We start from the raw sequence: 22,099 nt of genomic DNA on the forward strand, positions 1-22,099 counted from the left end.
GGGCGCCTCAGGCCGCGGCTTCCGGCGCGTCCCGCATCCGGTCCAGCGCCACCGCCACGGCGGCGGCGCGGGTCGCCACTCCCAGCTTCTCGAAGATATGCTCCAGGTGCTTGTTGATGGTGCGCGGGCTGCTGCCGAGGATTTGGCCCACGTCCTTGTTGGTCTTGCCACGGGCGATCCACATCAGGATTTCGGCTTCCCGCGGGGTCAGGCCCAGGGCGCTTTTCAAGGAATCCAGGTTCCAGTCGCCGGAGGATTCCTGCAACAGCAACAGATATTCCTGCCCGTCCTGGCAGGGGACCAGCCGCGCCGTGAAGCGTTTGCCGTCGCGCTGGGCGGTGAAGGTGCCCTGGTGGGGGTCGGTGTCCTCCACCGCGATGCGTTGGCGCGACCATTCGGCCAGGGGTGGGGGCAGGTTGGCGGGCGGGGTGCCGCCGCTGCTGCGGCCCGAAAGCTCCTGGAGCCAGCGGCAACCCGCCGGGGTCAGCCAGGTGATGCCGCCCGCGCCGTCGATGGCGAGCGCCGCGAAACCGCTGCGTACCAGGGCGTCCTCGGAACGGCGGATCAGCCGGGCCTGGGCCATGTGGCTCCCGACCCGCGCCAGCACTTCCTGATGGCGGATCGGCTTCACCAGATAATCCACCGCGCCTTCCTCGAAGGCCCGCAGCAAATCGTCCAATTCGCTCAGGGCGGTCATGAAGATGACCGGGATCAGGCTGGTGCCGGGATCGGCCTTGAGGCGGCGGCAGGTCTCGAAGCCGTCCAGGCCGGGCATGACCGCGTCCAGCAGGATGGCGTCGGGCTGGGCGTAGCGCAGTTGTTCCAGGGCCGAAGCGCCGTCGGTGGCGACCAGGACGCGGTAGCCGGCCTCTTCCAGGGCGTCGGACAGGAAGGCCAGGTTGCCGGGCGCGTCGTCCACGATCATGACGGTGCCCAGGGCTTGGGGTCGGGAAGGGTTCATGGGGGGGTCTCCGGGTGGCTGCCGAGGAAAGCCTTGATATCGGCGATCCTGAATTCTTTGGCCAGGCCTTGCAGGTGGCGGGCGTAGGGCAGGTATTTGAAATCCTCGTCGATCAAATCCTTGAGGCGGTCGGTCAGGCCGCGCATATCGCCGATGCGGGCGCAGAATTCCAGTTCCTCCAATACGTCCGGCGGCGGCGGGGCCAGGGTTTGCTCCGCCGCCGTCCGGCCCGCCGCCGCGCCGTCCTTGCGGTAAATCCAATCCAATCCCAGGTGCAGTTTGACCTTGCGCAAAAGCTCGGCGATCTGGATCGGCTTGGCGACGAAATCGTCGCAACCGGCCCCGAAGGACTGCCTGCGGTCGGAGGGATAGGCGTTGGCGCTGACCACGATGATGGGACTGCGGCAACCCTGCGCCCGCAGGCGTTCGGCGGCCTCGATGCCGCCGGTGTCCGCCATCACCAAGTCCATCAGGATCAAATCGGGCCGCCGCCGGGCGACCTGGGCGAGGCAGTCCGTCCCGGAACCGGCCTCGTCCAGGTCGAAGCCCAGGGGGTCGAGGATGGAGCGCAGCAAGCCCCGGTGTTCGGGCTGGTCGTCCACGACCAGGATGCGTTTGCGCGGGCCGTGATAGCCCGCGATATCGTCCTCGGCGGCAATCTCCTCGAAGTTTTTGAGATCGGGCAGGAACAGGCGCACCGAAAAGGTCGAGCCTCGGCCCGGTTCGCTTTCCACCGACAGTTCCCCGCCCATGATTTCCGCCAGGATTTTGCTGATGGTGAGGCCGAGGCCGCTGCCGGAAGCGGCGTTGCCCCGCGTCCCCGCGAGGCGCTGGAACGGCTGGAAGATTTCTTCGAGCTGGTCGGCGGGGATGCCGATGCCGGTATCGACGATCTGGAAGCGGGCGATTTCGCCGCCGTAGCCGACCCGGAACAGCACCTCGCCGCCCTGGGTGAATTTCACCGCGTTGCCCAGCAGGTTGATGAGGATTTGCCCGACCCGTTTCTCGTCGCCCCGGATGCGGCGCGGCAGGGTATCGACAATCTGGCAGCGGAAGGCCAAGCCCTTGGCCTCGGCCTGGGGCCGGAACATCCGCGCCAATTGTTCGATCAGGGCCGGGAGGTCGATGGGGGCGCGTTTGAGTTCCAGCTTGCGGGCCTCGATGCGGGCGATGTCGAGGATATCCTCGATCAGGGCGGAAAGATGTTCGCCGCTGCGCTGGACGATCTCCACGGCATCGCGGCGGTGGGCCGGGATGGCCGGGTCCTTGCCGAGGATTTGGGCATAGCCCAGGATGCTGTTGAGCGGGGTGCGGATTTCATGGCTCATATCGCTGAGGAAGCGGCTTTTGGCTTGGTTGGCGCGTTCGGCGGCGTCCCTGGCTTGTTTCAGCTTGATATCGGTTTTGCGGTGTTCCTCGATTTCCTGCATCAGGCGCTGGGTCTGGCGGGCCGATTCTTCCTGGGCGACCTGGCGGCTCTCGCTGTTCAGGACCAACCACCAAGCACCCAGCCCCAGGAATACCAGCAAGGCCGCGTAGACCTTGACGAAGCTATCGACCAGGGCGTGAGCCAGGGCCGGATTGCCGACCCGCGCCGCCAGCACGTCCTGGTAGAAGATCACGCCCACGAACAAGCCGCCCAAGGTCGCCAGCAAGGAAAACACCATGGCGAAGCGGAGCAGGCGCAAACGGATGGCGATGGGCCAGCCGGTGGGCAGCCAGCGGGCGAGGCTTTCCAATTGGTCCTTGAGGCGGACGCCGGGTTTGCAGGCGTCCAGGCAGCGGGCGTCCAGGGTGCAGCACAGCGAGCAGATGGTGCCCTGGTAGGCCGGGCAATAGGCCTTGTCCTCGATCTCGAAATCGTTGCCGCAGATGCAGCACTGGGCGTGGGGCGTGGCTTGGCCCCAGTCGTCGCGGTCGCGGGCCAGATAGAACCGGCCCCGGCTGAGGAAGGCGATCAAGGGGGCCAGGGCGAACGCCAATCCCAAGGCCAGGAAGGCCGAGAACGCCTTCGGTCCCGCCCCGAACAGGCCGAGATAGGCCAGGATCGACACCAGCGAGGCGCACAGGGTCGAGACCACGCCCACCGGATTCAGGTCCGGCAGATAGGCCCGCTTGAACTCGACATGGGCGGGACTCAGGCCCAAGGGCTTGTTCACCACCAAATCCGCCACCAGGGCGCCGATCCAGGCGATGGCGATATTGGAGAACAGGCCCAGCACCCGTTCCAAGGCCCCGAACACGCCCAGTTCCATCAGCAGCAAGGCGATGGCGACATTGAACACCAGCCACACCACCCGCCCCGGATGGCTATGGGTCAGCCGGGAAAAGAAATTCGACCAGGCCAGGGAACCGGCATAGGCGTTGGTGACATTGATCTTGACCTGGGATACCACCACCAGCAGGGTGGTCGCCGCCAGCGCCAGCGCCGGGTTGTCGAACACATGGCCATAGGCGGTCAGATACATCTGGGTCGGCTCGTGGGCATGGACCGGGTCGATGCCATGGCGGATGGCGAGGTGGGCCAGCAAGGCACCGCCCAATTGCCGCGCCACGCCCAGCAAAATCCAGCCGGGACCGGCCAGGATGGTTGCCGCCCACCAGCGCCAGCGGTTGGCGGTGGTCTTTTCCGGCAGGAACCGCAGGAAATCCACTTGCTCCCCGATCTGGGCCACCATCGAGAAGGCCATGGTGCAGGCCGCGCCGAACAGCAGCCCGTCGAAACCGCCGTCCACCGGACCCCGGCCCGTGAACAGCGGCAGGGTCCGCAGCGCTTCCGGCTCGCGCAGCAACACCCCGACATAGGGCGCGACCAGGAGGGCCAGCCACAGCGGTTGGGTCCACAATTGCAGCCGGTTGATCATGGTGATGCCGAAAGTCACCAAGGGGATCACCACCACCGCGCTCACCACATGGGCCAGGGCCAGCGGCATCCCGAAATACAACTCCAGCGCCAGCGACATGATCGAGGCTTCCAGCGCGAACAGGATGAAGGTGAACGAGGCGTAGATCAGCGAGGTGAGGGTGGAGCCGATATAGCCGAAGCCCGCGCCACGGGTCAAAAGGTCCATGTCGATGTTGTGGCGGGCGGCGTAATAGCTGATGGGGAACCCTGTTAGGAACACGATCAGCCCGACCGTGAGGATGGCGAGGCAGGCGTTGGTGAAGCCGTAGTTGACCGCCATCAGCCCGCCCATGGCCTCCAGCACCAGGAAGGAAATCGAACCGAAGGCGGTGTTGGCAACCCGGAATTCCGACCATTTGCGGAAGCTGCGCGGGGCGAACCGCAGCGCATAATCTTCCAGGGTTTCGTTGGCGACCCAGGAATTGTAATCGCGCCGGACCTTGGCGATGGTTTGCCGGTTGACGGCCATGCGTTGCTATGCCCCTTGAGGATCGACGCCCCGGTCTTTGCGCCGGGTTGTCCGGTAAGTGCTGGCGCTTTTCAGCCACAATGATGTTTCCGCGCCACAGGATTGTTGGGCATATGCAAATTCCATGCGCTGGCGCGGGGGCGGAATGGCCATCGTCGTAGCCGCCGGGCCGGGAGTCCGTGGTGGCGGCTGGGAGACCGTGGCACGGCCTATTTTGGGGTGTTATGACCTATATTGGTGCGTTCCTGGGTCCAGGCCGGGCTGGCTTATAATTCCCGGAACATCCAGCCAAGAGAACCCAACCCATGAACCTACCCGATTTGCCCACAGTCCCCCGCGATTTCATCGGCTATGGCCGCAATCCGCCCGATCCGGCCTGGCCCGGCGCAGCCAGGGTCGCGCTCAATTTCGTGCTGAACTACGAGGAAGGCGGCGAAAGCACCCCGCTCGACGGCGACCCGGTATCGGAGGGCTATCTGCATGAAATCATCGGTGCGCCGCCTAGTGTCGGCGTCCGTAACCTGAACGTGGAATCGATGTACGAATACGGCAGCCGCGCCGGTTTCTGGCGGATGCACCGCTTGTTCACCGGGCGGGGTTTACCATTGACCGTGTACGCGGTGGGACTGGCCTTGGAGCGGAATCCGGCCGCCGCCGTCGCCATGGCTGGGGCCGGTTGGGAAGTCGCCAGCCACGGCTGGCGCTGGATCGATTACCAGGGCATGGACGAGGCCGAGGAGCGCGAGCATATCCTGTGCTGCATCGACACCATCGCCGGTTTGACCGGCCAGCGCCCGGTGGGGTGGTACACGGGGCGGATCAGCGCCAATACCCGGCGCTTGGTGGTGGAGGAGGGCGGTTTCTTGTACGACTCGGATTCCTACGCCGACGAATTGCCCTATTGGCAGACGGTGGCGGGCCAGCCGCATCTGGTGATTCCCTACACTTTGGATTGCAACGATTTCAAATACCTACTGCCGAACGGCTTTACCACCGGGGATGATTTCTACCGCTATCTGGTGGACGCTTTCGAGCAGCATTGGGAAGAGGGCGCGGCCCGTCCGACCTTGATGTCGGTGGGCCTGCATTGCCGGATTTCCGGGCGTCCGGGGCGGGCGCGGGCCTTGGCGCGGTTCCTCGACCATGTGAAGGACCGGGAAGGCGTGTGGATCGCCACCCGCGAGCAGATCGCCCGCCATTGGCACCAACACCATAAGCCCGCGTAGGCTCACACCGTCAGATAGCGCTTCACCATGTCCTCGGTGAGTTCGCCCATGGCCCCGGTGGCGACGGCGCGGCCCCGGTCCATGATGCAGAAGCGGTCGGCCACCTTGCGGGCGAACGGCAGTTTTTGCTCCACCAGCAGCACCGTCACGCCCAAGTCCCGTTTCACCTTGACGATGGCGTCGTTGATCTCGTCCACCACGTCGGGGGCGGTTTTTTCGATTGGGGTTGGGATGCCCCGCGCCCGGTTCAACCGGATGATGACATCGCCGATTTCGCTGACGATGTTGGGTTGGATGCCTTCGGTCGGCTCGTCGAGGATCAATAATTTCGGGTCCAACACCAGCGCCCGGCCTATCGCCAATTGCTGTTGCTGGCCGCCGGAAAGATCGCCGCCGCGCCGTTTCAACATCTTCTTCAGCACCGGGAAAATCTCGAACACCTGTTCGGGCACGTCCTTGATGCCCTTGCGGCGGACGGCGCGGAGCCCGGTCCTGAGGTTTTCCTCCACCGTCATCAGCGGGAAGATTTCCCGGCCCTGCGGCACGTAGCCGATGCCGAGTTCGGCCCGCTGCTCGGCCTTGAGGCCCAGCAGGTTGCCGCCATCGAACATGATGCCGCCGGAACGGGCCGGGATCAGGCCCATCACGGTCTTGAGCAGGGTGGTCTTGCCCACGCCGTTGCGGCCCATCAGGCACAGGCACGCGCCTTTCGGCACCTCCAGCCCCAAATCCCACAAGGTATGGCTCTCGCCGTAAAACTGGTTCAAACCGGCAACGTTTAACATCAGCCCCCCAAATACACCTGGATGACCCGTGGGTCGTTCTGTACTTCGTCCATGCTGCCTTCGGTCAACACCGTGCCCTCGTGCAATACCGTGACCCGCTTGGCGATGGAGCGCACGAATTCCATATCGTGTTCCACCACCACCACCGAATGCTTGCCTTGCAGCGATAACAGCAATTCGGCGGTGCGCTCGGTTTCCTGGTGGGTCATGCCGGCCACGGGCTCGTCCACCAGCAGCACCTTGGGCTCTTGCATGAGCAACATGCCGATTTCCAGCCATTGCTTCTGGCCGTGCGACAGTGCCCCGGCCCGGAAATCGCGTTGATCGGCGAGGCCGATGGTTTGCAGCACTTCGCCGATTCGGTCCGTTTGCTCGCCCCGCAGTTGGGCGAACAGGGTCGGCCAGACCCGCTTGTCGGTGCGCATGGCCAGTTCCAGGTTTTCGAATACGCTGAGCTTGTCGAACACGCTGGGCTTTTGGAACTTGCGGCAGACCCCGGCCTGGGCGATGGCGGGTTCGTCCAATTTGAGGAGGTCGATGGTCTGGCCGAAAAACACCGTGCCGATATCGGGCCGGGTCTTGCCGGTGATGACATCCATCATGGTGGTTTTGCCCGCGCCGTTGGGACCGATGATGCAGCGCAATTCGCCCTCGTCGATGTAGAGCGAGAGTTTATTCAGCGCTTTGAAGCCGTCGAAGCTGACGCTCACATCTTCCAGATAGAGGATGGGGCGGTGGCTGGTGTCGAGTTGACCGCCCGGCATGGGGCGGCCGGCTTGGGGACCGAGGCTGGAGCCTTCGAGTGGGGTGCCGGAAATCATGCGGCTTCCTCCTTGCGGCGTTGCCAGAGGCCGACGAGGCCGTCCGGCAGGAACAGCGTCACCAGCACGAAAATAGCGCCCAGCGCGAACAGCCAGACCTCGGGCAGGATCGCCGTGAACACGGTTTTGCCGTAGTTGACCAGGATGGCCCCGACGATGGCCCCGTACAGGGTCGAACGCCCGCCGACCGCCACCCAGACCACGATTTCCAGCGAGGCCAGGGGCGAGAATTCGCTGGGGTTGATGATGCCGACCTGGGGCACGTACAGCGCCCCCGCGATACCGGCCAGGATGGCCGAGAACACGAAAATCCACAGCTTGAACATCTCCACCTTGTAGCCGAGGAAACGCACCCTGGCTTCCTGGTCGCGGATGGCGGTCACGACCCGGCCCAACTTGGAATCCACCACGTAGCGGCAGGCCAGATAAGCCAGGATCACGCTGGACCCCGTGGCTGCGAACAGGGCGGCGCGGGTGCCGCCCGCTTGCAGGTTGAAGCCTAGGATGTCCTTGAAGTCGGTCAGGCCGTTGTTGCCGCCGAAGCCCATTTCGTTACGGAAGAAGGCCAGCAACAGGGCGTAGGTCAAGGCTTGGGTGATGATGGAGAGGTAGACGCCGGTCACGCGGGAACGGAACGCCAGCCAGCCGAACACGAAGGCCAACACGCCCGGTGCCAGCACGATCATCAGCAGGGCGAACCAGAATTGGTCGAAGCCTTGCCAATACCAGGGCAGTTCCGGCCAGTTGAGGAACACCATGAAATCGGGCAGGACCGGATTGCCATAAACGCCCCGGTCGCCGATCTGGCGCATCAAATACATGCCCATGGCATAGCCCCCGAGCGCGAAGAAAGCGCCATGGCCCAGGCTCAGGATGCCGCAATAGCCCCACACCAGGTCCATCGCCAACGCCAACAAAGCGTAGGTCAGGTATTTGCCCAGCAGCGATACCGTGTAGGTGGAGAAATGCAGGGGCGAGCTTTCCGGCAGCAGCAGGTTGAACAGCGGCACGAACACCGTGATGAGGGCGACCGCCCCCAGCACGATCTGGCCGAATTTGTCGTTTTGGAGTAGCGGGAAAGTCATGCTCAAGCCTCCGCCGCCCGGCCTTTCTGCGGGAACAAGCCGCGCGGGCGTTTTTGGATGAAGATGATGATGAACACCAGCACCAGGATTTTCGCCAGCACCGCCCCGGCATAGGGTTCGAGGAATTTATTGGCGACCCCTAGCGAAAACCCGGCGACCAGGGTGCCCCACAGGTTTCCCACGCCGCCGAACACCACCACCATGAACGAATCGACGATATAGGATTGCCCGAGGTTCGGCCCCACGTTGGTCAACTGGCTGAGCGCGACCCCGGCCACCCCGGCGATACCGGAACCCAGCCCGAAAGTCATCGCGTCCACCCGTTCGGTGGGGATGCCCATGGCTTTGGCCATCGCCCGGTTCTGGGCTACGGCGCGGACTTCGAGGCCGAGGCGGGTGCGCTTGAGGATTTGCAGCAGCATCACGAACACGATCACGCAGAACAACAGGATGTAGAAGCGGTTCAAGGTCAGCGAGAGGGCGTCGTTGATCTGCCAAGAGCCGCTCATCCAGGCGGGCGTCGCCACGCTGCGGTTCAGGGGCGAGAAGATCGAGCGCACCGCTTGCTGTAGGAACAGGCTCACGCCGAAGGTCGCCAGCAAGGTTTCCAGGGGACGGCCATACAGGAAGCGGATGATGCCGCGTTCGATGGCGATGCCGACCAAGGCGGAAATCAGGAACGCCGCCGGGATCGCCACGAACAGCGAGAGTTCCAGATGGTTGGGCATGAGTTGCTGCACCACATAGGTGGTATACGCCCCGATCATCATCAGTTCGCCATGGGCCATGTTGATGATGCCCATGACGCCGAAGGTGATGGCGAGGCCGATGGCGGCGAGGACCAGGACCGCCCCCAGGCTCAGGCCGAAGAACACGGTTTCGATGCTAGCGTACAGTTGCAGCCGCCCCTTGATGTCGGTCAGCGCGGCCTCGGCGGTATGGCGTATATCGGAATCGGGTTCGAGGTATTCGCCCGCTTCGTTCTTTTCCAACAGGGCGTTGAGATGGTTCACCACGTCCGCGCCGACTTCGGTGCGTAGCGTGGCGATGGCTTTCAGCCGGTTGGCCTTGTCGGGGCTGTTCAAATCGGCCAGGGCCAGGGCCAGGCGGATCGCGGCGAGGACTTTGGGGTCTTGTTCCTGCCCCAACCGGGCCAGGAGCAGGGCGAGGGTTGCGGGGTCCGGGGCTTGGCTCATGGCCTCCACGGCTTTGAGCCGCACGTCGGCCTCGGGGGCGTTGAGTTCCAAACGTCCGATGAGTTGGCGCAGGGTGGAGCGCAGAGCGTTGTTCAGATTGATTTTTTTCACATCGAAGCGGCCCGCCGTGCCGAGTTGCTCGCCGGTCGCGGCATCGGCGAGGGCGTAGCCGTCGTCGGCGCTGTCGCCCGTCACGATGCGATTATCGGCCTTTTGGTAGAACAAACGGCCATCGAGCAGGGCTTGCAGGAGTTTCGGCACCCGTGCGTCCGGGACGGTGGCGAATTGCTGGATGCTGGCTTCCAGTTGGTCCAGCGGGGCCGCTTTGATCTGGGCCAGGCCGTCGGCGACCGGATCGCCCGCCTGGGCCGTTCCGATCCGGCACAAGGCCAGGACCAAGAGGAGCCAAAGGGCGGGCAAGGGGCTGGATTGGAATTTCATGTCGGACATAGGCGTTCCTCGTTGCCGCCGGGTAGCGGGCGGGCTTGGGTGCCCATGGGTTGGAGCGCAGGACTTGCCCTGCGCTCCAAAGCTGGGAATTCAAAAAGAAGGGGCGCGGTGCGCCCCGACAGGTTTCCCGCGCAACGGAGCGGGAAGGGGGCCATGAAGCCTTACATCAATATTTCTGGCCGGAGCATTTCTTGGTCTTGGTGTTGTAGTTGCCACAATTGATGGGCGCGGTCCAGTCGGCCACGATGGGCTTGGATTCCGGCAGGAAGTCGGACCAGGCGTCGCCATCGACCAAGCCCTTGGTCTGCCACACCACGGAGAACTGGCCGTCGTCCTGGATTTCGCCGATCAACACCGGCTTGGAGATGTGGTGGTTGGGCAGCATCTTGGAGGTGCCGCCGGTCAGGTTGGGTTGCTCCACGCCGATGATGGCCTTGGCGACCGCGTCGGTGTCGGTGGTCTTGGCCTTCTCCACCGCCTTCACCCACATGTTGAAGCCGATGTAATGGGCTTCCATCGGGTCGTTGGTGACGCGCTTGGGGTTCTTGATGAAGCTGTGCCAGTTCTTGATGAACTCGGCGTTGGCCGGGGTATCGACCGACATGAAGTAGTTCCAGGCGGCGAGATGGCCGACCAGGGGCTTGGTGTCGATGCCGGACAGTTCTTCCTCGCCGACCGAGAACGCCACCACCGGAATCTGTTCGGCGGAAATGCCCTGGTTGCCGAGTTCCTTGTAGAACGGCACGTTGGCGTCGCCGTTGATGGTGGAGACCACGGCGGTCTTCTTGCCCGCCGAGCCGAACTTCTTGATATCCGACACGATGCTCTGCCAATCGGAATGGCCGAACGGCGTGTAGTTGATCATGATGTCGGCGGGCTTGACGCCCTTGGCCTTCAGATAGGCTTCCAGGATTTTATTGGTGGTGCGCGGATAGACGTAGTCGGTACCGGCCAGTACCCAGCGCTTCACCTTCAAATCCTTCATCAGATAATCCACCGCCGGGATGGCTTGCTGGTTCGGGGCCGCGCCGGTGTAGAACACGTTCTTGGAGGATTCCTCGCCCTCGTATTGCACCGGGTAGAACAACAGGCCGTTGAGTTCTTCCACCACCGGCAGCGCCGATTTGCGGGACACCGAAGTCCAGCAGCCGAAGATCGCCGCCACCTTGTCCTTGCTGATGAGTTCGCGGGTCTTTTCGGCGAACAAGGGCCAGTTGGAGGCGGGATCGACCACCACCGGCTCCAATTTCTTGCCGAGGAGGCCGCCTTTCTTGTTCTGCTCGTCGATGAGCATGAGCATGGTGTCCTTCAGCGTGGTTTCGCTGATGGCCATGGTGCCGGACAGGGAATGCAGGATGCCGACCTTGATGGTGTCCTCGGCATGGACACTGAACGCGACCAGGGTCGAACCGGCCACGGCCAGCGATTGGAACCAGCGGCGCAGGGGGTATTGATGTTCGGACATGGATTACTCCTCGTGATGAAGGGGGTGGGGACGGCCAGGCGCGCCCCCGGGCAGTTGTTTGGGAATGCGGGAAAAACCTAGATTTGCAATTGGAAGCCCAACAGCAAGGAGCTGACGTGGCTGCCGCTGGCGGTCGAGGTGTAGTTCAAACCCTTGGTGAACATGTCGCTGTAGTTGTAAACCAGAGAAATCTTGGCGTTGTGGCCGTCGATGACGTAGTTGAGACCGGCTTCCCAGTTGTTGCGGTCGCTGCTGTTGAAGGGCATGGCTTCCACATAGCGCAGGTACGGCTGGAACTGGCCGATCCAGACCTTGTCCGGGACCAGGTACATGGCGCTGATATCGTAGGCGTTGCCCTCGAACAGGTCGAAGCCGGGGGTCTGGGATTGGCGCTGGGCCATGCCGTAGCCGCCGCTGATGCCGTAGTTCTTGTATTCGCCGTTGAAGGTGAGGACGCCGGAGTCGCCGCCGTTGAGGTTCTGTTCATACAGCACGTCCACCGTGGTGCCGCGGAAGTTGCCGGGATCGGTGGCGGTGCCCGCGCCGTCCTCCTGGTACTGGTTGGAAACGCCGAGGGTGAGGATATCGCCGCCCTTGCCGTAATAGGTGCCCGAGGTGTAGTAGCCGGGGTTCTTCTCGACATCGAGGAAGTTGTAGGCGAAGCGCTGGGCGTAGAGGATATTGTCGTTCTGGTTCGCGCCGTTGCGTAGGCCCCGGAAGAAACCGACGGCGTATTGGAAGCGGTTCTCGTAGACCGCGCCCCAGATCGTGGCGCCGTCGTCGCGGCCATAGGAACCGGCGGAATTGCCGTTGGATTGGATGGTGACGTTATAGTCCGAGGGCTCGAACGGTGTGCCGGTGCGGAACATGTCGTACACGGCGCTGAAGAACGGACCGTTCATCTCGCGGCGTTCGGCGGGGACCAGCATCCGGCCCATCCACAGGTTGATCATCGGGTCGTATTCGATCTTGCCGATGGCGTCCAGCACCCGGATCTCGCCACCGTTGTTGCAGGTTTGGCAATCGGTGTTGAATTCGAGCTTGAGGTACTTGAATATCTGGCCGTTGATGTAGAGACGGATGTTGTCGAGGTTGAAATCGTTCGACCATTGGGTGCCGTTCGCCGCGCCTTTCTCGGTGGCGCTGAAGCTGGTGCGTAATCCCGCCCCGATGCTGATCCATTTGGTGTCGTCGATCTTGAAGGTCGCCCCGGCCTCCGCGTGGGGCGCGTAGCCCGCCGAGAACGCGAGCGTGATGGCGGCGGGCAACAGCGCCAAGCGCCGGCCGCCCAGGGTTTGGGTGTTATGCATGGTTGGACCCCTGAAGGTTTGGCTTAAATGACGGAGCCCATTAAAATTTCCGCGCCCTATCTCAACAATCAGTCATCTGACTCATCAGTCAAATGACGTATGCCGGACGCGCCACCGCCGACGCTATAGTCCGGGCAGGCCAGGGGACTGGCGGTTCATTCCGGTATCGCCGGGCCGGTCCCTCCCAACCCCGAGGAAGCCCGATACCATGAATCCCACTCCCGGAAAGCGCCGCGCACGGTGGCTCCGCCTGTCCATCCTGACCGTCCTCGCCGGTTGCGCGGAACAAGCGCCTTATCGGGGCGTCCGTCCCGATCCGGCCCAGGTCCACAAGATCGGCCTCAAGATCGATCCCACGCTTGCCGGGAGCCGCGCCGACGGCGCCAAGCTCAAGGACATGGCCGCCCGCGCCGCCCGGAACCTGGGCGGCTGGGGTTATGCGGTGGCGGCGGGGAGCGGGGACTTCAGCCATATCCTCGAAGCCAAGATCGATCCGGTGGCGCATAAAAGCACGCCGCCCGGCTTTTCCATGAGCATGGGCAATTCCGATCCCCGTGCGCTGGAATTCCAGAAAGCCTATGTGCTGCCGGTGGATTGCGTGATCTATCCGGTGGCGCGGCCCCAGGACCGCGCCAGCCTGTACATGGATTTCGTCGCCAAGGACACCTCCCTCAGCGATCCCGATTCGGTCAAGACCTATGTGGACCATATTTCCACGGTCTGTTTCAACCTGCTGGAAGATTTGAAGATCAAGCGGACCCAGGCCGCGCCCGCCGCCGCCCAGGCCGAAACCCCGGCCAATGCCGATACCTGGTTCCCGGAAGTACGGGTCGAGGTCCGTAATAAGACCGTGACGCCGATCGCCGCGCCGGTCGCGGCTCCGTCCGTGCCCAGTGCGCCGCCGCCGATGGCTCCGGTTCCGGTGGTTCCGGCGGTGCCCAAGCCGGCGGCAGCGCCCGTTCCCGCCAGGGCGGTGGTTCCATCCGCGCCTGTGGCGGTGCCCGCGCCCGCCGCGCCGGTTTCCACGAGTCCACCCGTTCCGCCCACCACGGCACCCGCGCCGTCCCAGCCCCAAGCCCCGGCGGTGACGACCGAAACCGCCACCGACCCCGGCAACGGCAAGAAGGAAATGATCATCCACAACCAGGGCAGCCCGATCATCTTGGAATTCGGCTACGAGCGGAAATGAGCGCCGTTCCCGCGACTGAGGCGGCGGCCCCGGAAGGTTGGCGGGCCGGATTGGAACTGGGTTTCGCGGCCACGGGGTCCGGCAAGACCCTACTGGCCCGGCGGCGGCACCATGGCCCGCTCGCGGTGCAGCGGCCTTTCCATCCCGAGGGCGGCGTCTGCCATGTGTATGTGCTGCATCCGCCCGGCGGCGTGGTGGCGGGGGATCGGCTGTCGATCCGGGTCGAAGCCGATCCGGGCGCGGCGGCCTTGGTCACCACCCCGGCGGCGGGCAAGTTCTACCGCAGCGCCGGACCCTTGGCCCGGCAATCGGTAGCGCTGACAATAGCGCCGGGCGCGGCCCTGGAATGGCTGCCGCAGGAAACGATTGTTTACCAAGGTGCCCGCGTGGCTTCGACGACACGGGTGGATTTGCGGGAAGGGGCCCGCTTCCTGGGCTGGGAAGTGCTGGCGCTGGGCCGTCCCGCCGCCGGCGAAGGTTTCGAGGCGGGCGAGGCCGGGTTGGATTGGCGGATCGACCTGGAAGGCCAGCCGCTCTATCTGGAACGGCTGGTGCTGGACCCTTGGGCGTTCCGGGCCCACTGGGGTTTGCGTGGGCGTGCGGCTTTGGGCACCTTGTTCGCTTATCCGGCCACGGCGGCGCAGTTGGACACCGTGCGCGGACTTGTCGGCGACCGGCCCGACCTGGGCGTCAGCCTGATCGAAGGCTTGTTGATCTGCCGGGGCTTGGATGCCAGGGCCGATGTGCTGCGGCGGTTTTTCGAGCAGGTTTGGGCGGCGCTGCGGCCCGGCGTGATGGGGCGGCCCGCCTGTCCGCCACGCATCTGGGCGACTTGATCCATACCGCGCCCGGTCCGGGGCGGTTGCGCCGCGCCGCAGCCGGGCTACGAAAACGCAAACGAGAGGGAAACATGCAACTCACACCCCGCGAAAAAGACAAGCTATTGATTTTCACCGCCGCCCTCCTGGCCGAGCGCCGCAAGGCCCGTGGCCTCAAGCTCAACCATCCCGAAGCCGTGGCCTATCTGTCCGCCGCCATCATGGAGGGTGCCCGCGATGGCCGTTCCGTGGCCGAACTGATGGACTATGGCCGTTTGCTCCTGACCCGCGCCGATGTGATGGAGGGCGTGCCGGAACTGATCCCCGATGTCCAGGTCGAGGCCACCTTCCCGGACGGCACCAAGCTGGTGACGGTCCACAACCCCATCGAATAGCCTTTTTCCACCCACCCCAACCTTGGTTTTCCCATGATCCCAGGCGAAATCATCCCCGCCGACGGCAGCATCGAATTGAACGCGGGCCGTCCCGTCCGCGTCCTCACGGTGGCGAACACCGGCGACCGGCCCATCCAGGTCGGCTCCCACTACCATTTTTCCGAGACCAACCCGGCCCTCCGCTTCGACCGCGCCCAGGCCAGGGGCCACCGGCTCGACATCCCGGCGGGCACGGCGGTGCGCTTCGAGCCGGGCCAGGAACGCGAGGTGCGGCTGGTGCCGTTCGCGGGCCGGCGGGAAATCTACGGTTTCCGCCAGGAAGTCATGGGCGCTTGGGAGGACCAGCCATGAGCCGGATATCGCGACACGCCTATGCCGAGATGTTCGGTCCCACCACCGGGGACAAGGTGCGGCTGGCCGATACCGGCCTGTTCCTGGAGGTCGAGAAGGATTTCACCGTCTACGGCGACGAGGTGAAATTCGGCGGCGGCAAGGTCATCCGCGACGGCATGGGCCAGGGCCAGCAGGATTCCGCCACGGCGGTCGATACCGTCATCACCAATGCGCTGATCGTCGATTGGTGGGGCATCGTCAAGGCCGATGTCGGCATCAAAGGGGGCCGCATCGCCGGGATTGGCAAGGCCGGCAACCCGGATACCCAGGCGGGCGTCGATATCGTCATCGGCCCCGGCACCGAGGTCATCGCCGGGGAAGGCCAAATCCTCACCGCCGGGGGCATCGATGCCCACATCCATTTCATTTGCCCGCAGCAGGTGGAAGAAGCCCTGATGTCGGGCGTCACCACTATGATCGGCGGCGGCACCGGACCCGCCACCGGCACCAACGCCACCACCTGCACCCCCGGTCCGTGGAACATCCACCGCATGCTGCAAGCCGTGGATGGATTGCCCATGAATATCGGCCTGCTGGGCAAAGGCAACGCCAGTTTGCCCGCCGCCTTGGTCGAGCAGGTCCAAGCCGGGGCCATCGGTCTCAAGCTGCACGAGGATTGGGGCACCACGCCCGCCGCCATCGATTGCTGCCTCGCGGTGGCCGACGAATATGACGTGCAGGTCGCCATCCATACCGACACCCTCAACGAATCCGGTTTCGTCGAGGATACCTTCGCCGCCTTCAAGGGCCGCACCATCCACACCTACCACACCGAAGGCGCGGGTGGCGGCCACGCCCCCGATATCATCAAAGCCTGCGGCGAATCCAATGTTTTGCCCTCGTCCACCAATCCGACCCGGCCCTATACGGTCAACACCGTGGACGAGCATCTCGACATGCTGATGGTTTGCCACCATCTCGACCCGGCCATCCCCGAGGACGTGGCTTTCGCCGAATCGCGCATCCGCCGCGAAACCATCGCGGCGGAGGACATATTGCACGATTTGGGTGCGTTCTCGATGCTGTCCTCCGATTCGCAGGCCATGGGCCGGGTCGGCGAGGTGGTTATCCGCACTTGGCAGACCGCCCATAAGATGAAGGCCCAGCGCGGCCCGCTGCCGGAAGATAACCCTGGCAATGACAATTTCCGCATCAAGCGTTACATCGCCAAATACACCATCAACCCGGCCCTCAGCCATGGCATTGCCCACGAGGTCGGCTCGGTCGAGGTGGGGAAACTGGCCGATTTGGTGCTGTGGTCCCCGGCTTTCTTCGGGGTGAAGCCCAGTGTGATCCTCAAGGGCGGCTTCATCGCCGCCGCGCCCATGGGCGATCCCAACGCCTCGATCCCGACCCCGCAGCCGGTGCATTACCGGCCCATGTTCGGGGCGCTGGGCGACGCCTGCCGCGCCACTTCCATGACCTTCCTGTCCCAGGCGGCTTTCGAGTCCGGTGTGGCCCAGCGTTTGCAACTCCGAAAACTGATCGGTGTGGTTTCCCATACCCGCGACATCGGCAAGAAGGACTTGATACATAACGCCTATCAACCCCGGATCGAGGTCGATGCCCAAACCTATGCGGTGCGGGCCGATGGGGTCTTGCTGACCTGCGAACCCGCCGAGGTGTTGCCGATGGCGCAGCGCTATTTCTTGTTCTGACCGGGGTGCGGGCCGCGCCATCGGAGCGGGAAACTGCCCGCTGCCGGTGGGGGCGCCGCCATCCCCGCGCAAGCATAACCCACCCCCGCCCGGCTCACGGAAATTCGGAGCGAAATCCTTTCCACCACCAGGAGTCGATATGATGAGCGCCCCTGATTCGCAGCGTTTTCTGGGTAAGTACCGTGAAATCATCGTCGCGGTGGCTTTCTTCCTGATTTTCGATTTGGCGGTTCTGATCCTGAATTTCTATATCTCCTACAAGATTTCGGAAAGCGCCGTCGAAATCAATTTGGCCGGACGCCAAAGGATGTTATCGCAGCGCATGACCAAGGAGTTATTGATCGGGTTGCAAGATGCCCAGCAACTCCAGGATGTGAATGGGTCCATCGAGAAAATATATGCCTCGGCTTTGGGTTTCAATCAAACCCTGCAAGCTTTCCGCCAGGGCGGGACGGTCGTTAGCGCCGATAACCAGCCCGCCACCTTGAAGGCGGTCGCCATTCCTGCCGCCCAGGACGTACTGGCCAGGGCGGATAGGCTATGGCAGCCTTTGTTCCAGCGGATACTCACGGTCAAGCGCACCAACGACGATATTCGGGCGCTGTTCAATGCTCATTTGCTCGGGGCCGAGGAAGCCCAGGACAAAAGCGCGGAACGGGAATTGACCTTGGAAGCCGCTGTGCGCTATGCCCAGGTTTACAACCTGGATTTGCTGGACTTGATGAACCAGTTCACCAACCAACTCGAATCCGCCGCCAATCAACGCGCCAATACCCTGCGCCAAGTGCAAACGGCGGGTATTTTGCTGGCCTTGCTGAACTTCGGTTTCATCCTGTTCAAATTCATCCGCCGCTTGCTCGAAAACGACCAGCGGGTCGAGAAGGCCCGCCAGGAAACTTCCGAAATCCTGGGCACGGTGCGCGAGGGTTTGTTCTTGCTGGGACAGGATTTCTCGATAGGCTCGCAATACTCGACGTCCCTAGCGGCTATTTTGGGTAGGCCGATCAAGGCGGGGGATGATTTGCGTACCCTGCTGGCCGATATGGTCAGCCCCGAATCCTTGAAGGCCGCGACCGAGTATATCGGCCTGTTATTGGGCGACCGGGTCAAGGAATCGCTGGTGCAAGACCTGAATCCCTTGGTCAACCTGCCCGTGCAATTGGCCGATGCCCAGGGTCACAGCCGCCAGCGCTATTTGAGCCTGTATTTCAACCGGGTATTGGAACACGGGAAGATCGTGCATTTGCTGGTGACGGTGTTCGATGTCACGACGCAGGTGCGTTTGGAGCAGGAATTGGCAGCGGCCAAACAAAAAGCCAAGGCCGAGATGGAGGTTTTGTTGGATTTGCTCAAGGTGAATCCGGCCCATTTGAAGCATTATCTGGGTCGAGCCGAAAGTGAGTTATTGGGTATCAACGACCAATTGCGGAATATCGAGAATAGCCGGGATTATCGTCAAACCATTAATCAAATCTTCCGTCAGACCCATACCCTCAAGGGCGAGGCGGCGGCGCTGGGTTTGGGGATTTTCGAGGATTTGGCGCAGAGGTTCGAGGATATGCTGTCCGAATTGCGCGGCAAATCCACCGTGCTGGGCCGCGATTTGCTAGCCTTGCCCTTGCCCTTGGACGATTTCCTGAACCGCATCGGCCAAGTGCGCGAACTGAGTCGCCGCCTCTCCGATTTGCAAGCGGCTTTCAGCGAGCCCAACGAACCCGAGTTGGTCAGGAATATGACCGCGCTGGCGCAGCGTATCGCCGAGGACCATGCCAAACAGGTGGACTTGGAAACCGATCTGGCTTTGATGGCGGTATTGCCACCCAAAATCCGCCATGGTTTGAACGATATCGCCTTGCAGTTATTACGGAATGCCATCGTGCATGGTATCGAAAGCCGGAGCGAGCGTTTGATCTGGAATAAGGCCGTGACCGGCACGGTGCAGGTTTTCTTGAAGCAGCGCGAGGACGAATATGAATTCGTGATGCGCGACGATGGCCGGGGTTTGATCGCGGAGGATATTCGCGCCGAATTGCTGCGCCGGGGTTTATATACCGAAGCCCAATTGCGGGAATTCGACGATAACCAAGTCGTCATGAAGATATTCGAGCCGGGTTTCAGTACTGCCGACAGCGTAGGCCGCGATGCGGGGCATGGGGTGGGATTGGATGTGGTCAAGCATATGATCGGCGAATTGGGCGCGCGCCTGAGTATAGCCACCGAGAAATATAGCTATACCCAGTTCAGTATTTGTTTCCCGGTACCAGCGGAGGAAGCTACGGCATGAAACTCAAACTGCTGATCGTGGACGATTCCAATATCATCCGCAGGCGCATCGTCCGGGTCGCGGCCTTGCCGGAGTTGCAAGGCATGGGTATCGTGGGTTTGGCGCGGAATGGGGTCGAGGCCATCGAGGTTTGTCGGCAAATCGTGCCCGATATTGTCACCATGGATTTGACCATGCCGGAAATGGACGGTAATACCTGCGTGGAGGAAATGGTGAAGATTTGTCCCGCTGTCAAAATTCTGGTGGTATCGGCCCTGAGCGACAAGGCGACGGCTATCGACGCGCTGAAACGCGGGGCGCAGGGTTTTCTATATAAACCCTTCACCGACGAGCAACTCGTCAACGCGCTGTTGGAATTGGTCGCTTGAGAATAAGGAGGACGACGATGCCCGAGCTGTCCGAAATCGATTTGAAGGTATTTGTGGATGCGGTGACCCATTATTTCCAGACCAGCACCGACGAGCCCGCCACCATCCGCTCCGCCTATCTGGCACAGGATATTCCGCCCTCTGAATCCTATATTGGCTTGATTACCTGTTCGGGCCGTTTCCGGGGCTGTGTGCATTTTTCGGCGGCGGATCGCATGGTCCGCGAATTACTGCGCTATTGGGGCGAACACGACCATAGCGAGGCCAACCTGTTGGACGCCGTGGGCGAGATCGCCAATACCATCGCGGGGAATGCCCGGCGTCATTTCGGGACAGGATTGCAGATTTCCGTGCCGGTGAAATTGCGCGGTCCCAGCGAGCGGATCAAGGCGGCGGTGCGGGCGCGTCCGTTTGTGATCGCCCTGCGGTGGCGTGATCACAACGCCATCGTGGTGGTCGATCTGGCCCCGGATGAGTGAACCCATGTACAGCCTGACCGAATTCGCCTCCCCCGAAACGCCCCACGGCGATACCCTGACCCTGCCTTATGAAGCCCGCCAGAAAAGCCGCCTCCTGGCCCGCACCGACGGCGGCGTCCAGGTCGGCCTGTTCCTGCCGCGCGGGAAGGTGCTGCGTGGCGGCGATGTGCTGACCGGACCCACGGGCGAGGTGGTGGCGGTCCGGTCCGCGCCGGAAGCCCTGTCCGTCGTGAAGACCGGCGACGCCCTGTTGTTCGCCCGCGCCTGCTACCACCTGGGCAACCGCCATGTGGCTTTGCAGATCGCGCCGGGCGAGCTGCGCTATCTGGCCGACCACGTCCTGGACGAAATGGTGCGCGGCCTGGGGTTGGAGATCGCCCACGAGTCCGCCCCGTTCGAGCCGGAAGCCGGCGCTTATCACGGCCATGGGCACTGATTTGGCCCTGGTCCGCCTGCTGCAACTGGCCAGCCCGGCCTTGCCCATCGGCATGTACAGCTATTCCCAAGGCATGGAGCGGGCGGTAGAGGATGGCTGGATCGCGACCGAGGCCGACGCCCTGGCGTGGCTGTCCGGGGTGTTGGAGCGCGGCCTGGGGCGGGTGGATTTGCCGGTGCTGGCCCGTTTGCACGCGGCCTGGGCGGCGGACGACGCCGGGACCGTGGCCCGTTGGAGCCGCCATCTCTTGGCCTGCCGGGAAACCTTGGAACTCCGGGCCGAGGACCGTCAGACCGGGCAGGCTCTGGCCCGGCTATTGGATGCCCTGGGCGTGGCCCGCGCCGCCGCCTGGACCCGCGACCCGGCGGCGACGCTGGCCAATGGTTTCGCGCTGGCGGCGGTGGAATGGGGTATCGACCAACGCCAAGCGCTGTTGGGCTATGCCTGGGGCTGGCTGGAAAACCAAGTCCTGTGCGCCGTGAAACTGGTGCCGCTGGGGCAGGTGGCGGGGCAGCGCCTGTCGCTGGAACTCGCCGCCACGTTGCCCGCGCGGGTGGACCGGGCCTTGCTCATGGCCGACGCCGATATCGGCGGCAGCGCCTTCGGGCTGGCCTTGGCCAGCGCCCGCCACGAGACCCAGTATTCCCGGCTGTTCCGTTCTTGAGCTGGCCGCAGCGCCGGGCCACGGTTTTTTCCCTCAACTTTGGAAATGAAAGATGTCCGACAAACCCGTCTTGAGAGTAGGTGTCGGCGGCCCGGTGGGCTCCGGCAAGACCGCCCTGGTGGACGCCCTGTGCAAGCGTATGCGCGGCGATTACCAGATCGGCGTGGTGACCAACGATATCTATACCCGCGAGGACCAGCAATTCCTGATCCGCAGCCAAGCCCTGCCCGAGGAACGCATCCTGGGCGTCGAGACCGGCGGTTGCCCCCATACCGCCATCCGCGAGGACGCCTCGATGAACCTGGCGGCGGTCGAGGAACTGTGCCAGCGTTTCGGCGACCTGGATTTCGTGCTGGTGGAAAGCGGCGGCGACAATCTCAGCGCCACCTTCAGCCCGGAACTGGCCGATCTCACCTTGTACGTGATCGACGTGTCGGCGGGGGACAAGATTCCGCGCAAGGGCGGTCCCGGCATCACCCGTTCCGACCTGCTCATCATCAACAAGACCGATCTGGCCCCGTATGTGGGCGCGTCGCTGGAGGTGATGGATCGCGATGCCCGCAAGATGCGCGGCGAGCGGCCTTTCGTGTTCACCAACCTCAAGACCGGCGCGGGCCTGGATGAGGTGGTGGGCTTCATCGTGCGGCAGGGGATGTTGGGGGCGGTCCCGGCCTGAGCTTTGCCCGTAAAAAAACCGCCGCCGGGGTCGCCCCTGGCGGCGGTTTTTTCATGCCCGTGCGGT

Annotated in this window: 20 protein-coding genes; 12 read left to right on the top strand and 8 right to left on the bottom strand. The window is 63.4% G+C overall.

Going from position 1 to position 22,099, the window contains the following annotated elements; genetic code table 11:
- Nucleotides 1-7: 7 nt before the first annotated feature.
- Nucleotides 8-961, bottom strand: coding sequence for a response regulator transcription factor (locus B9N93_RS11320; RefSeq protein WP_085213686.1), 954 nt, complete (start codon nt 959-961; stop codon nt 8-10).
- Nucleotides 958-4,335 (bottom strand): ATP-binding protein, encoded by a 3,378-nt coding sequence (locus B9N93_RS11325; protein ID WP_085213688.1) that lies wholly within the window; start codon nt 4,333-4,335, stop codon nt 958-960. Before B9N93_RS11325 ends, B9N93_RS11320 begins: the two co-directional genes overlap by 4 nt.
- A 305-nt stretch (nt 4,336-4,640) precedes the next feature.
- Between B9N93_RS11325 and puuE the strand changes: the two genes are divergently transcribed.
- Complete coding sequence (puuE, locus tag B9N93_RS11330; RefSeq protein ID WP_176225237.1) at nt 4,641-5,561, top strand: allantoinase PuuE; 921 nt, start codon at nt 4,641-4,643, stop codon at nt 5,559-5,561.
- 2 nt (nt 5,562-5,563) lie between these two features.
- On the opposite strand, the gene B9N93_RS11335 is transcribed toward puuE, so the two are convergent.
- The 6 genes from B9N93_RS11335 to B9N93_RS11360 all read right to left on the bottom strand — a co-directional run bounded on the left by B9N93_RS11335 (nt 5,564) and on the right by B9N93_RS11360 (nt 12,673).
- Nucleotides 5,564-6,346: an ABC transporter ATP-binding protein gene (locus B9N93_RS11335; RefSeq protein WP_085213689.1), complete on the bottom strand. Its 783-nt coding sequence runs from the start codon at nt 6,344-6,346 to the stop codon at nt 5,564-5,566.
- Nucleotides 6,346-7,110 carry an urea ABC transporter ATP-binding protein UrtD gene (urtD, locus tag B9N93_RS11340; RefSeq protein WP_254899479.1) on the bottom strand — a complete coding sequence of 255 codons (765 nt, stop codon included), beginning with the start codon at nt 7,108-7,110 and terminating at the stop codon, nt 6,346-6,348. Before urtD ends, B9N93_RS11335 begins: the two co-directional genes overlap by 1 nt.
- A 53-nt stretch (nt 7,111-7,163) precedes the next feature.
- On the bottom strand, nt 7,164-8,252 hold the full coding sequence (gene urtC / locus B9N93_RS11345; protein WP_085213693.1) for an urea ABC transporter permease subunit UrtC: 1,089 nt from the start codon (nt 8,250-8,252) through the stop codon (nt 7,164-7,166).
- Between the two features lie 2 nt (nt 8,253-8,254).
- Nucleotides 8,255-9,898 carry an urea ABC transporter permease subunit UrtB gene (urtB, locus tag B9N93_RS11350; protein ID WP_125468944.1) on the bottom strand — a complete coding sequence of 548 codons (1,644 nt, stop codon included), beginning with the start codon at nt 9,896-9,898 and terminating at the stop codon, nt 8,255-8,257.
- Nucleotides 9,899-10,064: 166 nt separating this feature from the next.
- A complete protein-coding gene (urtA, locus tag B9N93_RS11355) occupies nt 10,065-11,363 on the bottom strand; it encodes an urea ABC transporter substrate-binding protein (RefSeq protein ID WP_085213695.1) in 1,299 nt (432 codons plus the stop codon).
- Between the two features lie 77 nt (nt 11,364-11,440).
- Complete coding sequence (locus B9N93_RS11360; RefSeq protein ID WP_125468945.1) at nt 11,441-12,673, bottom strand: hypothetical protein; 1,233 nt, start codon at nt 12,671-12,673, stop codon at nt 11,441-11,443.
- Nucleotides 12,674-12,881: 208 nt separating this feature from the next.
- On the opposite strand from B9N93_RS11360, the gene B9N93_RS11365 reads away from it, so the two are divergent.
- The 11 genes from B9N93_RS11365 to ureG all read left to right on the top strand — a co-directional run bounded on the left by B9N93_RS11365 (nt 12,882) and on the right by ureG (nt 22,033).
- Complete coding sequence (locus B9N93_RS11365; protein WP_085213697.1) at nt 12,882-13,862, top strand: hypothetical protein; 981 nt, start codon at nt 12,882-12,884, stop codon at nt 13,860-13,862.
- Entirely contained in the window at nt 13,859-14,698 is an 840-nt protein-coding gene (locus B9N93_RS11370; RefSeq protein WP_085213699.1) for an urease accessory protein UreD, read from the top strand. Before B9N93_RS11365 ends, B9N93_RS11370 begins: the two co-directional genes overlap by 4 nt.
- A gap of 74 nt (nt 14,699-14,772) precedes the next feature.
- Nucleotides 14,773-15,075: an urease subunit gamma gene (ureA, locus tag B9N93_RS11375; RefSeq protein WP_085213701.1), complete on the top strand. Its 303-nt coding sequence runs from the start codon at nt 14,773-14,775 to the stop codon at nt 15,073-15,075.
- Nucleotides 15,076-15,108: 33 nt separating this feature from the next.
- Entirely contained in the window at nt 15,109-15,426 is a 318-nt protein-coding gene (locus B9N93_RS11380) for an urease subunit beta (RefSeq protein WP_085213702.1), read from the top strand.
- Nucleotides 15,423-17,126 (top strand): urease subunit alpha, encoded by a 1,704-nt coding sequence (gene ureC, locus B9N93_RS11385; protein WP_085213704.1) that lies wholly within the window; start codon nt 15,423-15,425, stop codon nt 17,124-17,126. The genes B9N93_RS11380 and ureC overlap by 4 nt, the downstream gene beginning before the upstream one ends.
- 139 nt (nt 17,127-17,265) lie before the next feature.
- Complete coding sequence (locus tag B9N93_RS11390) at nt 17,266-19,410, top strand: ATP-binding protein (protein ID WP_085213706.1); 2,145 nt, start codon at nt 17,266-17,268, stop codon at nt 19,408-19,410.
- On the top strand, nt 19,407-19,778 hold the full coding sequence (locus B9N93_RS11395; RefSeq protein WP_085213708.1) for a response regulator transcription factor: 372 nt from the start codon (nt 19,407-19,409) through the stop codon (nt 19,776-19,778). The genes B9N93_RS11390 and B9N93_RS11395 overlap by 4 nt, the downstream gene beginning before the upstream one ends.
- 17 nt (nt 19,779-19,795) lie before the next feature.
- On the top strand, nt 19,796-20,257 hold the full coding sequence (locus B9N93_RS11400) for a chemotaxis protein CheX (RefSeq protein ID WP_085213710.1): 462 nt from the start codon (nt 19,796-19,798) through the stop codon (nt 20,255-20,257).
- The gene (gene ureE / locus B9N93_RS11405; RefSeq protein ID WP_368655813.1) at nt 20,250-20,693 is read left to right on the top strand and encodes an urease accessory protein UreE; all 444 of its coding nucleotides are present in this window, start codon (nt 20,250-20,252) and stop codon (nt 20,691-20,693) included. The genes B9N93_RS11400 and ureE overlap by 8 nt, the downstream gene beginning before the upstream one ends.
- A complete protein-coding gene (locus tag B9N93_RS11410; RefSeq protein ID WP_085213715.1) occupies nt 20,683-21,357 on the top strand; it encodes an urease accessory protein UreF in 675 nt (224 codons plus the stop codon). The genes ureE and B9N93_RS11410 overlap by 11 nt, the downstream gene beginning before the upstream one ends.
- A gap of 52 nt (nt 21,358-21,409) precedes the next feature.
- Nucleotides 21,410-22,033, top strand: coding sequence for an urease accessory protein UreG (gene ureG, locus B9N93_RS11415; RefSeq protein ID WP_085213717.1), 624 nt, complete (start codon nt 21,410-21,412; stop codon nt 22,031-22,033).
- Nucleotides 22,034-22,099 lie beyond the last annotated feature (66 nt).

This window comes from Methylomagnum ishizawai (genome assembly GCF_900155475.1).
In the GTDB taxonomy this organism is placed as follows: domain Bacteria; phylum Pseudomonadota; class Gammaproteobacteria; order Methylococcales; family Methylococcaceae; genus Methylomagnum; species Methylomagnum ishizawai_A.